Source organism: Butyricimonas sp. DFI.6.44 (assembly GCF_022132345.1).
Classification (GTDB): domain Bacteria; phylum Bacteroidota; class Bacteroidia; order Bacteroidales; family Marinifilaceae; genus Butyricimonas; species Butyricimonas muris.
The window spans coordinates 630,258-644,451 of record NZ_JAKNJD010000001.1 but is presented as its reverse complement, the minus strand read 5'-3'; the positions used below and the strand labels follow the sequence as shown (position 1 = coordinate 644,451).

Sequence of the window (14,194 nt, the reverse complement as noted above, 5' to 3'; positions counted from 1 at the left end):
AATTTATTTTTTTATCTTTAGTCCTTGAAAACGTTTGAACTCTGTTATGAAGAACGAATATAGAAAAATTTTCAAGACATCCGAACTGCGGGAATTGGATGAATATACGATTGAGAATGAGCCGATAACGTCGTTGAATCTGATGGAAAGGGCGGCTAGTTTATTGACACAAAAATTATTGATTTTTTTTTCACGTGGTCATATTTTTAACATTCTGGCGGGGAGCGGGAATAATGCCGGCGACGGGTATGTCGTGGCTAGGTTGTTGAATGAAAAAGGGTTGATAACCAAGGTGTTCGATTTGTGTCCGGGGAAGCAATTATCGCCCGACTGTGCCGTGAACAGGGAGCGTTTTGTACGAAACGGGGGAGTGTGTATCGAGGTGGAAAAAGCGGAAGATTTTCTGCCGGATGAAAACAGTGTTATTATTGATGCGATTTTCGGTGCCGGGTTGAATCGTCCGGTGACCGGATTTTTGGGGGATGTCATTCGAAAGGTGAACGAGTTGCCTAATACAATTGTGGCAATAGATATTCCTTCCGGTTTACTCGGTGAAGATAACCGGGAGAATGACGGGGCTATCGTGGAGGCTGATTACACTTTTACATTTCAATTTCCTAAACTGGCATTCATGTTCCCGGAGAACGGGAAGTATGTCGGGGAAGTAGAGGTATTGGATATTCATTTGCATCCGGGTATTTTGCGGGAACGGGATACTTCTTATTATTTTTTGACCGAGGAAGCGGTGGCTTCCCGTTTGCTGATGCCGGAGAAGTTTTCGCATAAAGGGACCTTGGGGAATACCTTATTAATAGCGGGGACTCCCGCGATGCCGGGAGCCGCCGTTTTGGCGGCAAGAGGAGCCATTCGTTCGGGAACGGGATTGTTGACGGTGCATGTGCCTCGTTCCGTGAAAGAGATGATCCATTTTGCCGTGCCCGAGGCATTGGTGGAAGTGGACTCGAGTGCCTACTGTTTCTCGGGCGTGAACGATTTGTCTAGGGTGCAGGCCGTCGGGATCGGACCCGGTTTAGGGACGAGTGATGTGACGAGGTACGGGATGCGTCGGTTGCTGAAGGCATGGCGGGGGAAAATGGTGATTGATGCCGATGCCTTGAATCTGCTTGCTGCCGACGCAGAATTGTTGAGTATGGTACCCCGGGGAGCCGTGTTGACGCCTCACCCGAAAGAATTCGAGAGATTGGCAGGAAAAAGTGAAAATGATTTTGATAGATTAAATAAATTAAGCACCTTTGCAGGTCTACACCAACTGTATGTAGTATTGAAGGGTGCGCGCACGGTGATAGCCTCTCCCGACGGTAATTGTTATTTTAATATGACAGGAAACCCGGGAATGGCAAAAGGAGGGGCGGGAGATGTGTTGACCGGAATCATTGCCGCGTTGCTGGCAAGCGGACACGAGCCGTTGGATGCAGCCGTTATCGGTGTTTACGCGCACGGTAAGGCGGGTGATCTGGCAGCCGCGGAATTTGGAATGAGGGGAGTCCGGGCGGGCGACATCGCGGATAAGCTGGGGTTGGTGTGGAAAACGTTGGAAACATATAATATTGCTAAGTAGTGATAAACGAAATGAAACGACTTTTATTGATTATCGGGTTGATGGGATTAGTATCCCTGTCTGTTTTAGGACAGAAGAAGAGAGAATTGACGACTCCTGTATCTGTGAATTATGCCTTGCCGAAGATCGGTTATGATATAGTGGTCACGATGGAGTGTGTGGAGGCTGTGCCGGGACCTTTCCGTAAATATGCCATGCAGCAATTGGGGGTGCAGCCGGAAATCATGACGCCGGGAGAGGAATGGACGATCAAGAATATCCGTTTCGTGCCGAAAGCGTTGCCGGATACCAAAGCGATGTACACGCTGAATGCCGCAGGTGAATATAATTCGATAACGGTCAACGTGACCCCGGAAGGTTTTTTGGCCGGATTGGGAAGCGGGGCTACCAATAATAGTCACGACGGGAAAATGGTGTACGCGCCGGATAAAGAAGCCGCGGATGCCGATATTGATTACGTGCGTTTCGGGTTGCGTTCCACGCAAAAAGAGGTGTTGGATTCCAATTTCACGGAGATGGAAGTAGAGGGAGAGATTCGTAGAGTATGGGATCCGATCGAGCGTCATGTGCTGAAGGAAGAAAAAGATTACGTGAGCGAAATCACGGAAGATTTATTTGCCATACGGAAAAAGAGATTGGAACTTTTAACCAACGGAACGGCTACTGCCGAGGCTCTAAAAGCGTTGGATAAACTGGAACAGGATTATATGAGTCTTTTCATGGGTAAGAAGGTGCGGAGTAAAGTTGTTCGTACATTTACCTTTGTACCCGAGAAAGCGGACGAAGCTGTTGTTTTATTCCGTTTTTCCGCGGAAGACGGGATAACGGCTAAGAATAATGTTTCGGCACAGCCTTATATTGTGGAACTTCGTAATTTGTTGGTACGGAAACAAGACGCACCGCAAAAAGAGTCTGCCCGTCCGGTTCCCTCGTTGTTTTACAGAGAGCCGGCAACCGCTGACATTTACCTTTTGAAAGGTAAAGAAGTACTGATGACGGTAAGCGGTGTTATTCCACAGTTAGGCGTGATCAAGCAATTCCCGTTGGATGTGATCAATAACGAGGGGATTGCCCTTGAATTTTATCCGCTATACGGTTCGTTGAAAAGTGTGATAAAAAAATAATTTCAGGTATTTACAATTCTATTTATGGCGGAGGTAAGCGATAAGGGGTTACTTGGGAGATTCTTGGTGTGGCGTGTTCGCAATATTAAGGAGAAACAGTTCATCGTGATCTTGAGTATCTTGGTGGGTATTGTAACCGGGTTGGCGGGAGTGGTGTTGAAAAATATGGTACATTACACTCACGTGTTCTTCACGGAACGGATGCAGGTGGATAGCGGTAGCTTGTTTTTCTTCGTGTACCCTGTTATCGGTATTCTGCTCACGACGTTGTTCGTGAAATTTTTCGTGAAAGAGGGAATCAGTCACGGGGTGACGAAGGTTTTGTACGCTATTTCTCGTCGGAATAGTATGATAAAACCGCACAACAATTACTCCTCTATGATTGCCAGTACATTGACTATCGGGTTCGGTGGATCTGTCGGAACGGAGGCAACTATTGTATTGACCGGGGCGTCGATCGGTTCGAATCTGGCGCGTATGTTCAGGATGAACTATAAGGTAATGACATTGATGATCGGGTGTGGTGCGGCCGGTGCTATTGCCGGAATATTCAAGGCTCCTATTGCCGGAATTGTGTTCACGCTGGAAGTGCTGATGCTTGATTTGACGATGGCTTCGTTAGTACCTTTAATGTTTACCGCTATTACCTCGTATGTCGTGACTTTCTTCCTGATGGGCGACGGTTTCGTGTTCTCGTATCAGATTACCGATAAGTTCGTGATGGCTAATTTCCCGTACTATGTTATTTTGGGTGTTTTTGCCGGGGTATTGTCCGTGTATTTCGTTCGGATGAATATCCGGATAGAGCAGTTGATCGGGCGGGTGAAAAATATCTGGAAACGGGTGGCTATCGGTGGAGCGTTATTGGGAGTGGTGATTTTTATTTTTCCCCCGCTATACGGTGAAGGTTACTCGGCGTTGGATGATTTGATGGCTGGGCATTCCGATAAATTATTGAATAACACGTATTTTTTCGGTTTTCGGGATAGTACGTTGATGTTGATTCTTTTCGTGGTCGGTTTGATTTTCGTGAAGGTGATCGCCACGGCACTGACGAATGGTAGCGGTGGAGTAGGTGGTGTATTTGCGCCGAGTTTGTTCACGGGTGGTGTTGCCGGATTCTTGGTTGCCATGTTGATAAACCTCAGTGGTATCCGTCACGTGGAACCGAGTCATTTCGTGTTGGCGGGTATGGCGGGCACGATGTCGGGAGTAATGAAAGCACCTTTGACGGCGATGTTCCTGATCGCTGAAATTTCGGGGGGATACGCTTTGTTCCTGCCGTTGATGCTGACGTCAGTTATCTCTTATCTGACGAGTCAAGGCATGGAACCTTATTCTATTTATGCCCGTCGGTTGGCTATACAAGGCGATTTACTGACTCACAACAAGGATAAGGCCGTGTTGACTTTGATGAAGTTGAACAAGGTCGTGGAAACGGATTTTAAAACCATCGGGGTGGATGCCACGTTGGGGGATCTGGTAAAAGTCGTATCCAAATCGAGCCGGAACTTGTTCCCCGTGTTGAATGATCGACAGCAATTATTGGGCATCGTGTTATTGGACGATATCCGTAAGGTGATGTTCAATCAGGATATGTATTCCAAGACTTACGTGAGGGATTTTATGACGACGCCTTCCGTGGTGATTGATATCAATGATTCGATGGAGGTTGTCATGAAAAAGTTCGAGGATTCCGGGGCATGGAATTTGCCAGTTTTGCAAGATCATCAATATCTCGGTTTCGTGTCTAAAGCAAAGATATTCAATACTTACCGTAAAGTGTTAATTCACTTCTCTGATGATGAATAGAATTTATATGTAACTATTTAGCCGTATTCCCGTTATTAGTGAGTGAAATATTTTACTTGTAATGTTTCTAAATAATTCCTTCTATATTGTAAAGAGGTTGTATTATTAGAAATAAAGTATATATTCGCGGCAAAATAGAAAAAACTATATAAACGATATAACTATGTATTGGACACTGGAATTAGCCTCAAAATTGGAAGATGCACCTTGGCCTGCATCAAAAGATGAGTTGATCGACTACGCCATTCGCTCTGGGGCGCCTATGGAAGTGATTGAAAATCTTCAGGATATTGAAGATGACGAGGAGATTTTCGAGAGTATTGAAGATATTTGGCCGGACTATCCGAGTAAAGATGATTTCTTCTTTAACGAGGATGAGTATTAATTGATGGTTGTAATGAATAAAAAAGGATTGTCTAAGAAATTAGACAATCCTTTTTGTATAATCTTCCTTGCATGTGTTGTGGGATTCTCCGTGCTTTACAGAACCATACGCTACCCTTGCTTAACCTCAAAGACGTAGCATGAACGTATCATGGACGTAGCATGAACGTAAACTTGCGTTTATGATGTGTTTATGCTATGTAAATATAGCCTCTTTGAGGGTAGGCAAGGGGGAAGAACGGGGCGTGCAACAACTTTGCAAGTGTAAGGTTATTTTTTCAGTAACCGGTGATACTCGTGCAAGAAGTTGGGGGTGAATATGGAGGTGTTGGCAGGATTCTCGATTTCTTCGCGAGTCCAGAAACGTCCTTCGTCAACTTCTTCGTTATGGATGTCTATGGCGTCGTGTGCGGTACAGAGGAACGAGAACACGAGTTCGCGTTCTCGGGGACTTTCCCACACGTAAGAACCGAGGAACCGGGCTTTGAATTTAGTGATTCCCAGTTCTTCCTGTGTTTCCCGTTTTAAGGCATCTTCAATTTTCTCCCCGAACCCGACATGTCCGCCGACTGCTGTATCCCACATACCCGGCAGGAAGTCTTTTTTCATGCTTCGTTTTTGCAGGTAGATATCTCCTTGTTTATTCATGATGTGGAGATGGACTACCGGGTGGAGGAGCATGGAACCGGAGTGTACACTGCGGCGGGTGGCTTTTCCGACAACTTCCCCTTTCTCGTTGACCACGGGCAACCATTCGTCGTCACGTGCCGCTTTGGCTAGAAGACGATTTTTGACAAAGAAGGTCAGGAAGAATAAGGCGAGCAGGATGTATAATAACGGTCCTTCTATAAAACCGTGTACTTCTTCATTACAGAGAAAGGCAGAAGCGAAAGCGACAGCCGTGTGAATGACAAGTAGATAGAATAACAATCCGAGCATCCTGTGCATGGCTTGTTGCTGTTCCGGGGTGATTTGTAAGGTGTTCCGGTATGATTCGGGCAATGTCTTCGTCATGTCGGCTTTCGTGAAAGCGAAAACGCCTAACAATACACACATGGCGGCTTCCACGATGGTTTGTTGTATTCTTTCAAAAGATGTTCCTTCCAATAACACGGCGATTACTCCCAAAGCGATGAAAAATAGGGTATTGGCGAGAGTCGTTTTGTTTATTCTCTTTTCTTTTATCCACGAGTAGAAAAATTCTCCGGCACCAAGTATGATGACGGCAATCAAACCGATTCGCGGGCCAAAAAATTCTTCGGCGATGAAATACAGGATAATCAGTACAAAAGAGGGGAGAAGGGAACGCATAACAATTGAAAATTGAGGATTGAAAATTGAAAATGATAGGGAGTTGCAGGTTACAAGTTAGAGGCTTTGCCTGTACTTGTAACCTGCTAACTTGTGACTATCTGATTTCAGCGTTGAAGAGGTGTTTGTAAGTTCCCATCAACTTGTTCATGATCTTGTCGATCTGTTTGTCGGTGAGCGTCTTTTCCTCGTCAAGCAGGGTGAAACTTACGGCATATGATTTCTTGTCGGCACCTAGTTTTTCGCCCTCGTAAACGTCGAATAAGGTGACGGATTTCAAGAAAGATTTTTCCGTGCGGAAAGCGGTATCCTTGATTTCTTTGAATGTCACTTTCTTGTCCAGTAAAAGGGCAAGGTCACGTTTCACGGAAGGGAATTTCGGTAGCGGCACGAAAGTGACCGTTTGGTTTTTGATCGCTTTCAATATATTTTCCCACGAGAATTCAGCGTAATAGACTTCTTGGCTTACATCCGTTTTCTTCAAGGGTGTTTTGCTCACGATACCCATGGAAACAATATGTTTGTCACCTGCCTTGTAAGTCAATCCTTCGCGGAAGATATCCCGGTCGCTTGCCTCTATTTTCAAGTTATCGGGTTGCAACCCGAGCCGGTTCAATATCATTTCGCAATAGGCTTTCAGGTAGAAGAAGTCTGTTTTGGCTTCTTTGGCGTTCCATGTCGTGATATTTTTATTACCCGTGATGAAAAGAGAAAGCATATTTTCTTCTTTGTATTGCTTTTGAGGATCGTCGGTACCTTCTTTCTTGTGGAAGGTATACGCTTTCCCGAACTCGAACAATTTCAAATTGTGGTTCTTCCGGTTGATGTTGTACGCTACGTTTTCCAACCCGGAGAATAACAGGGATTGGCGCATGGCTCCTAAATCGGCGCTGAGCGGGTTGAACAGCATGACCGTCCGTGTCGGGTCGAAGGAGGTGAGGTCCTCGTAATAGCTGGCTTTGGTCAACGAGTTGTTCATTACTTCGTTGAATCCGTTGGCGGCTAACAGGTCGGAAATGATATTTTTCAATTGGTAATCATCCGGTTTTTCGCTGTAACTTAACGTGGACTTCACGCTATTGGGTACTTCCACGTTATTGAAGCCGTAGATGCGAAGAATGTCCTCGATCACGTCGGCTTCCCGTTTCACGTCCACGCGGTAGGGGGGGACATGTAATAACATACCCTCTTCGTCTTCTTTCACGATCTTCATCTCGAGAGAACGAAGGATGTTTTTGATGGCGGAGTGATCTATTTTTTTACCGATCAGACGGTCGATATGGTCGAATTTCACGGTCACCTCGAAATCTTCCACGGGTGTCGGGTAGATGTCTATCACGTCGGATGTGATTTTTCCGCCCGCTACTTCTTTGATCATCATGGCTGCCAGTTTCAAGGCATAAATCACGATATTCGGGTCTGTTCCCCGTTCGTAACGGAAAGATGCATCCGTGTTCAAGCCGTGGCGACGAGCCGTTTTGCGAACGAATACCGGATCGAAACAAGCACTTTCAAGGAATACGTTCGTCGTGGTTTCCGAGATACCGCTTTCCTGTCCCCCGAATACTCCGGCAATACACATGGGAGCCTCGCTGTTGCAGATCATCAGATCGTCCTCGTGCAATTCTCTTTCCACGCCGTCCAGTGTGGTGAACTTCGTGCCTTTGGCAACACTTTTGACAATCACTTCATCTCCTTTTACTTTATCTTTGTCGAAAGCGTGCAGGGGTTGTCCCAGACCGAACAGGATATAGTTTGTCACGTCCACGATGTTGCTGATGGGATGCAACCCGATCGCTTTCATCCGGTTCTGTAACCATTCGGGAGAGGGTTTTACTTGAACGCCTTCAATGCAGATTCCGGCATACCGACGGCAGGCTTCCGGTCTTTCCAGACGTACCGATATCTTGGCTCCCGTGCTGTCCGGCTTGAAGCCTTCCACGGAAGGAAGTGCGTACCATATGTCTTGTGTCTGTTGCAGGTAGGCTGCCAAATCCCGGGCTACACCGAGGTGTGAGGCTCCGTCGATACGGTTCGGGGTGATATCCACCTCGATAACGGTATCCCGGTAAACGTTGAAATAATCTGCCGCGGGTATCCCGACAGGGGTGTCTTCCGGCAATACCATGATTCCGTCATGCGATTCGCCGATACCTATTTCATCCTCCGCGCAGATCATTCCGTTAGAGGCAACTCCTCTGATTTTTGATTTCTTTATCACGAACTCTTCGTCACCTTTGTAGAGGGTTGTACCGACAGTAGCTACTACTACTTTTTGTCCGGCAGCGACGTTGGGTGCACCGCACACGATTTGCTCCGGTTCTCCCGTTCCGAGGTCAACCGTGGTCACGTGCAAGTGGTCAGAATCAGGGTGTTCTTCACAAGTCAGTACTTTACCGATAACCAGCCCTTTTAATCCTCCTTTCACGGCCTCAAACTCCTCGTAGCCGCCTACTTCAAGTCCGATACTTGTCAGTATTTTGCAAATCTCTTCAGTGCTTTGGTCTATCTTCAAATAGTCTTTCAACCAGTTCAGTGATACGTTCATGTTTTAATTTTAGATTTTAGGTTTATGATTTTAGATTGAACTCCCTCTATCCATTTTAGATTTAATGATTGTAGATTTTAGATTTCTCCCCACTTGCCAACACTTCTTTTATTTCAAATTCTACACTCTTAATTTCTAATCACTATCTTTGACTAGTGCCACTAGCTCCTCCTCTGTTTATAGAGGAGGTGTCAGCTTTGCTGACGGAGGAGTTCATTTTCAATTCTCCATTTTCCATTTTCAATTGATATCTAGCATTCTCTGGATCGGTAACCACGCTCTCTGCCTTAAATCTTCGGGGAGGCGTACCTCGTGTTGTTCTTTTTCAAGGGCGTCGAGGACTTTTTCAAGGGTTACTTTTTTCATTTGTCCGCAGATTGCGGTTGGATGAATGGGGATAAATTCTTTCGTGGGGTTATCCGCCTGTAACTTATGAATGGTTTCCAATTCGGTTGCGATGATAAATTGTTGCTTCGGTGATTCCTTGGCGTGTTTGATGATTCCTGCCGTGGAATACATGAAAGCTCTGGGATGATTCAATACGCGATCGTCGTGTGAACAACTGGACTCCGGGTGTATCAACGCGTCGGCATCCGGGTATTGTTCCAGTTTATCCAATATCATTTGGGCATCGATACGGTCATGCACGCAGCAATCGCCATTCCAGATTTCCATTTCCCGTCCCGTTACCTTTTGGATGTAAGCACCGAGGTTTTTATCGGGAACAAACAGAATCTTTTTGTCTTTCGGCAGGCTTTGTACGACTTTCAAGGCGTTGGATGAAGTACAGCAGTAATCCGTGTACGCTTTCACCTCGGCGGTCGTGTTCACGTAGCTGACGATAAGACCGTCCGGGTTTGCCTTTTTCCATTCCCGCAAGTCGTACCCGCTGACGCCTTCTGCCAGAGAGCAACCGGCTCCTTCTGCCGGAATCAGTACTTTTTTGTTCGGGGAGATGATGGAAGCGGTTTCAGCCATAAAATGAACCCCGCAGAAAACGATAATATCGGCATCCGTTTCTCCTGCCATGCGGGAGAGTCCCAGTGAATCACCCAAATAATCGGCAACGTCTTGAACTTCCGGGCGGGTATAATAGTGCGCCAGAATAATAGCGTTTTTTTCTTTCTTCAACTGTTGTATCCTATCGACAATTTCCTTGTGTGTCATAACCGTGTATTAGTTCATTTTGATGTTCATGCTAATGTCCATTGCCGTGACCGAGTGTGTCAACGCTCCCACGCTGATGTAATCTACCCCGGTGGCGGCAACTTCTTTCAGACGGGGGATGCTCATGTTTCCCGATGCTTCGGTTTTGGCTCTGCCCGCGATGAGTTTTACCGCTTCGGTCATCGCTTCGTTGCTCATGTTGTCGAGCATGATGATATCGGCTCCCGCGTCAAGTGCCTGTTGTACTTCTTTCAAAGTAGTGGTTTCCACTTCCAGTTTGATGCTGAGAGGGAGATGGGCACGCGCTTCTTTCACGGCGTTGGGGATACCTCCGGCAATCTTGATATGGTTGTCTTTCAACATAATCATATCGTATAATCCCATCCGGTGGTTGGAGCCTCCGCCGTGGTGTACAGCCATTTTATCCAGCACTCTCAATCCCGGTGCGGTTTTACGGGTATCTAACAAGCGGGTACGCGTTCCTGCCAGTTCTTTCATGTAACGGGCTGTTTCCGTGGCAATACCGGACATCCGTTGCAAGATGTTCAACGATAATCGCTCGCCTAACAAAAGAGTACGATAGCTTGCTTCGATTCGTAGAATGATATCTCCTTTTTTCACGGCGGTTCCGTCGTTTACTAACGGTTCCCATACGATATCTTTTTCAAATTTCTCGAATACTCGTTTAGCGATTTCCAACCCGGAGATAACTCCGTCGGCTTTTGCCTTCATCTCGGCAACTGCTTTTGCCTGCACGGGAATGATTGCATTGGTCGTGATGTCCCCCGTGGCGATATCCTCTTCAATGGCGAGGTCGATTAGTCTTTCTATTAGCGAGTCGTACATACTATCTATTTTAGATTTCTTGATTTTTGATTTTTGATTTTTGATTCCGACCCACATGTCAACGCTTGTTTAATCGTAAATCGTAATTCATAAATCGTAAATTTATTCGTTTTCCATTTTCAATTGTACCGGTAGTGTCCTGATTTCCTTTTCCTTTTGTTGAATGATGTGACATACAAAAGCATCTTCCGGGTTCGGGTAGTCGGAGCGGAAATGTCCGCCTCGGCTTTCTTCGCGGAAGAGGGCGGAACGGATAATTAATTCCGCCACGGTGAGCAGGTTTTTACTAACCAGTGAATAGTATTCGTTTGCTTCAAAATTTTCTTTTGCTTTTAATGCTTCAAGACGGTTCAAGCCTTCCTGTAATCCGCTTTTGTTTCGGATGATTCCGGCTTCCCGTGTCATGATGTCGGCGACTTCGGTTTTAAGTTGTAGGTAAGCGTCGAGTTTTCGCGCATCCAAATGGAATCGGGGAGTGATCTCCGGAACCGGGGCTTCCCGTCTGTTCCGCACGGAATCTTCCACGGCACGTTTACCGTATACCAGACATTCTATGAGTGAATTGGATGCCAGTCGGTTGGCTCCCATGATGCCGGACGAAGCGAGTTCCCCGCACACGTAAAGGTGGGGGATATTTGTCCGCCCGTTCAAGTCGGTTCTGACACCTCCCACGGTATAGTGGGCGGCAGGTGCGACTGGTATGCGGTCAGTCATGTCGATGCCTAGTTCCGCGCACTTTTCAAATATATTCGGGAAGCGTTTCTTTATCTTTTCCGGATCGAGATGTTTCAATGACAGGTAAACGTAGTCCTGATTGTTCTGTTTCATTTGCAGGAATATGGATTGCGCCACGATATCCCGCGGGGCAAGTTCGGCAAGCTCGTGTTTCCCTACCATAAAGCGTTCGCCCTGTTGATTCAACAGGTGGGCACCTTCTCCCCGGACAGCCTCGCTGACCAGATAAGCCTCTCCCGAGGGCGTGTAGATAGCGGAGGGGTGGAATTGGATAAATTCCATATCCGCGATTTCGCATCCTGCCTCGAACGTGAGAGCCAGTCCGTCACCGATCGTGGTGTGGGGATTGGTCGTGCGTTTGTATATAGCGGAGGTCCCGCCGGAGGTGAGTAACACGTTGTGTCCCGTGAATACCTCTTCCCGGTTTTCGTTAAAATCCCAGCATCTGACGCCGTAGCACCCGTGTTCGTCTTGTAACAGGGCGATAACAGCGTGATTGTCGAATACTTCCACCGAGGGACAATGTTCCACTTTGTCAATCACGAAATTGGTAATCATCCTTCCGGTTGCGTCCCCGCCGGCGTGTAGTATCCTCTTTTGGTGGTGTCCGCCTTCCAGACCGAGTGCGAGTTCCCCGTTCTCCGTGTCGAAGTGCATACCGTCGTTAATCAATTCTTGTATGCGAACGGGTCCTTCGTTTACTAAAACATGAACGGCAGGATAGTCGCACAAACCTCTTCCTGCCGTGATCGTATCTTGGAAGTGAAACAACGGGGCATCATCTTCTCCGGTAACGGCAGCAATTCCACCTTGGGCAAAATAAGAATTACTTTCCCTGATATTGGATTTGGTTAACAATGCTACTTTCCCGTAAACTGACGCACGATAGGCCGTATAAAGACCTGCTAAACCACTTCCGACAATAATATAATCGTAACTACGCATTTTTTTGTCATGTAAATTGATGCGAAAGTAGTAATATTTTTTATCTAAACCAATAAAAAGTAAGGTCATAAGGTTCATAAAGTTTATAAAGTTTATAAAGTTCATAAAGTGAGGGATGTCCTTTGAAAAGGGGGGAGCGGTAACATGAGTTGCCGTGGACAAAAGACTTGCGGGATACGGTGAACTTTATGGATGAGGCGTTGATTAGCGAATGTCGGTAAACGACTTGGAAAACTTCTCGCCGTAGGCATTGAGGTATTCTTTCGTGAACTTCTCGTAGCTTTTCTTGGCAAGGGAGTGTTTGCCTAGGGCGGCGTAAGCGTTTACCCGTAATTGGAGCGCGTATTCGTTAAGTTGATCGCAAAGGGAGATCGAATCGGCTATCTGTAATGCCAGATCGGGTTCTGTCTGAATATTCACGGAAGTTTCCGTGTAACTCACGAGGGTATCGATAATGTAATCCGATACGGTCGATTTGTAGCGGTCTAGCCACTCGTAATCCGTGTCGAACAAGAAGGCGCCTTGCTTGGATAGTTGCAGTAGTTTCAGAATATCTTCCCGGGCGGTTAATTTACCTTTTGCCGACAAGGAGAGATAATCGTAATAGTCCGTGTATATCTGTTCCGGGGCAAGGTTGAGAATCCAACTTCCGGTTTTGTTGCTGACTTCGTTTTCCCCGAGGGTATCCAGTAGGCTTCGTAATTTGCCGATGTTTACCGCCCGGTTGTTTTTGGCGCTTTGTTCGGTCTTGTCAAACCATAGTAGTTCTTTCAATCGCTCGGAGGTGATGCCTTTTTCTGGTGTATGTATCAATAACAACAAGAAAAGTTCTTTCAACAAGGGGGTGAATTTCTTCGTGATATTGTTTCCTTCGGCATCGTAGATATGAAAGCCGCCGAACAGGTAAACGGCGTTTACCGTTTGGGGTATGTGTACCGGGGATTCGTTGTTGGCGATTATAACTTCATTTTCCAGCCGGGATGCTGAAGCGGATTGTTTCCGGCGCAAAAGCCTTTTACGCAATTGTACACCGCCGAACACGAGTAAATCCACGATAAGTATAAAGATAAACCAATACCAGAAAGTAGCGGAGAGTTGTTTGTCCGTGGTTTCGATAAAATGAATATTGCTAATTTGTAATGCCGGTTTGCCGTCCCGGTCGAGTACTTTCTCTTTGTCGGCGATAAAAGCAAATTTATACCCCGCCTTGGGATCGAACCCGAGGTTGTTGATCGTGTATAATGTATCGCCGATTTGAATCGTAAATTCTTTTTTCTGTTGGAACAAGGTCAGCTTTACCTTAAATTCCGGGTTCGGAGAGGAAGAGGGGATAGGCAACTTTCTCAGGTTTTCTCTGGAATACACGATTAATTGTTGTAATTCCCCTTTCCGGTAATCCAGAAAAAGGTTATAGTACTCGTTTTCGTTCGAGTTGATTTGTAGCAACGGGCCGAAATAAGTTTGTTGGTGTGCTTGTAGAGTAATATCGAAATCAATCTGCAACCGTTTCTTCAAGTAGATATACCGGTTTTTGTCAGAAGGTACCGTGTCGTTTTTCTCCGTGTTATTGTTATCCGGTTGCGCGAATAGCTTTCCGGTCGGAAAAACCGACATCATGAACATGAAACTCACGATTATAAGGTGTCGCGGGCTAAAGTGAAAGGTTGTATGTTTTCCGGTGTTTTTCATCCACTGCAAATATAGCATTTGCTGATGAATTATAAAATAATAATTTTACTCCGT

The 14,194-nt window shown here is 46.2% G+C and carries 10 protein-coding genes and 1 pseudogene; 4 read left to right on the top strand and 7 right to left on the bottom strand.

What is annotated here, in order from left to right; translation table 11 throughout:
- The first annotated feature begins 46 nt into the window (after positions 1-46).
- The 4 genes from L0M98_RS02750 (at position 47) to L0M98_RS02735 (ending at position 4,900) form a co-directional block, all read left to right on the top strand.
- Positions 47-1,579 carry an NAD(P)H-hydrate dehydratase gene (locus L0M98_RS02750; protein ID WP_227214868.1) on the top strand — a complete coding sequence of 511 codons (1,533 nt, stop codon included), beginning with the start codon at positions 47-49 and terminating at the stop codon, positions 1,577-1,579.
- Positions 1,580-1,590: 11 nt separating this feature from the next.
- Positions 1,591-2,703: a DUF4831 family protein gene (locus L0M98_RS02745; protein ID WP_186975653.1), complete on the top strand. Its 1,113-nt coding sequence runs from the start codon at positions 1,591-1,593 to the stop codon at positions 2,701-2,703.
- Positions 2,704-2,727: 24 nt separating this feature from the next.
- A complete protein-coding gene (locus L0M98_RS02740; protein ID WP_099292693.1) occupies positions 2,728-4,515 on the top strand; it encodes a chloride channel protein in 1,788 nt (595 codons plus the stop codon).
- Between the two features lie 163 nt (positions 4,516-4,678).
- Complete coding sequence (locus L0M98_RS02735; RefSeq protein ID WP_009135471.1) at positions 4,679-4,900, top strand: DUF2795 domain-containing protein; 222 nt, start codon at positions 4,679-4,681, stop codon at positions 4,898-4,900.
- 269 nt (positions 4,901-5,169) lie between these two features.
- Here L0M98_RS02735 and L0M98_RS02730 read toward each other — a convergent pair whose 3' ends face one another.
- The 7 genes and pseudogenes from L0M98_RS02730 to L0M98_RS02700 form a co-directional block, all read right to left on the bottom strand.
- Positions 5,170-5,706: an NUDIX hydrolase gene (locus tag L0M98_RS02730; RefSeq protein WP_227214991.1), complete on the bottom strand. Its 537-nt coding sequence runs from the start codon at positions 5,704-5,706 to the stop codon at positions 5,170-5,172.
- Positions 5,704-6,210, bottom strand: a pseudogene (locus L0M98_RS02725) (septation protein IspZ); the annotation flags it as partial. The pseudogene L0M98_RS02725 and the gene L0M98_RS02730, both read right to left, overlap by 3 nt.
- 97 nt (positions 6,211-6,307) lie before the next feature.
- Positions 6,308-8,758 (bottom strand): phenylalanine--tRNA ligase subunit beta, encoded by a 2,451-nt coding sequence (gene pheT / locus L0M98_RS02720; RefSeq protein ID WP_227214866.1) that lies wholly within the window; start codon positions 8,756-8,758, stop codon positions 6,308-6,310.
- Positions 8,759-8,998: 240 nt separating this feature from the next.
- Positions 8,999-9,925 carry a quinolinate synthase NadA gene (gene nadA, locus L0M98_RS02715; RefSeq protein ID WP_099292690.1) on the bottom strand — a complete coding sequence of 309 codons (927 nt, stop codon included), beginning with the start codon at positions 9,923-9,925 and terminating at the stop codon, positions 8,999-9,001.
- A 9-nt stretch (positions 9,926-9,934) separates the two neighbouring features.
- Positions 9,935-10,771 carry a carboxylating nicotinate-nucleotide diphosphorylase gene (nadC, locus tag L0M98_RS02710; RefSeq protein ID WP_227214865.1) on the bottom strand — a complete coding sequence of 279 codons (837 nt, stop codon included), beginning with the start codon at positions 10,769-10,771 and terminating at the stop codon, positions 9,935-9,937.
- A 102-nt stretch (positions 10,772-10,873) separates the two neighbouring features.
- Positions 10,874-12,451: an L-aspartate oxidase gene (gene nadB, locus L0M98_RS02705; protein WP_227214864.1), complete on the bottom strand. Its 1,578-nt coding sequence runs from the start codon at positions 12,449-12,451 to the stop codon at positions 10,874-10,876.
- A gap of 204 nt (positions 12,452-12,655) precedes the next feature.
- Positions 12,656-14,074: a hypothetical protein gene (locus tag L0M98_RS02700; RefSeq protein ID WP_227214862.1), complete on the bottom strand. Its 1,419-nt coding sequence runs from the start codon at positions 14,072-14,074 to the stop codon at positions 12,656-12,658.
- Between the last annotated feature and the right edge of the window lie 120 nt (positions 14,075-14,194).

Excerpts from the sequence above, each read along its gene's own strand:
- L0M98_RS02750 (WP_227214868.1), top strand. The coding sequence starts at position 47 with ATGAAGAACGAATATAGAAAAATTTTCAAGACATCCGAACTGCGGGAA.
- L0M98_RS02745 (WP_186975653.1), top strand. The coding sequence starts at position 1,591 with ATGAAACGACTTTTATTGATTATCGGGTTGATGGGATTAGTATCCCTG.
- L0M98_RS02740 (WP_099292693.1), top strand. The coding sequence starts at position 2,728 with ATGGCGGAGGTAAGCGATAAGGGGTTACTTGGGAGATTCTTGGTGTGG.
- L0M98_RS02735 (WP_009135471.1), top strand. The coding sequence starts at position 4,679 with ATGTATTGGACACTGGAATTAGCCTCAAAATTGGAAGATGCACCTTGG.
- pheT (WP_227214866.1), bottom strand. The coding sequence starts at position 8,758 with ATGAACGTATCACTGAACTGGTTGAAAGACTATTTGAAGATAGACCAA.
- nadA (WP_099292690.1), bottom strand. The coding sequence starts at position 9,925 with ATGACACACAAGGAAATTGTCGATAGGATACAACAGTTGAAGAAAGAA.
- nadC (WP_227214865.1), bottom strand. The coding sequence starts at position 10,771 with ATGTACGACTCGCTAATAGAAAGACTAATCGACCTCGCCATTGAAGAG.
- nadB (WP_227214864.1), bottom strand. The coding sequence starts at position 12,451 with ATGCGTAGTTACGATTATATTATTGTCGGAAGTGGTTTAGCAGGTCTT.
- L0M98_RS02700 (WP_227214862.1), bottom strand. The coding sequence starts at position 14,074 with ATGTTCATGATGTCGGTTTTTCCGACCGGAAAGCTATTCGCGCAACCG.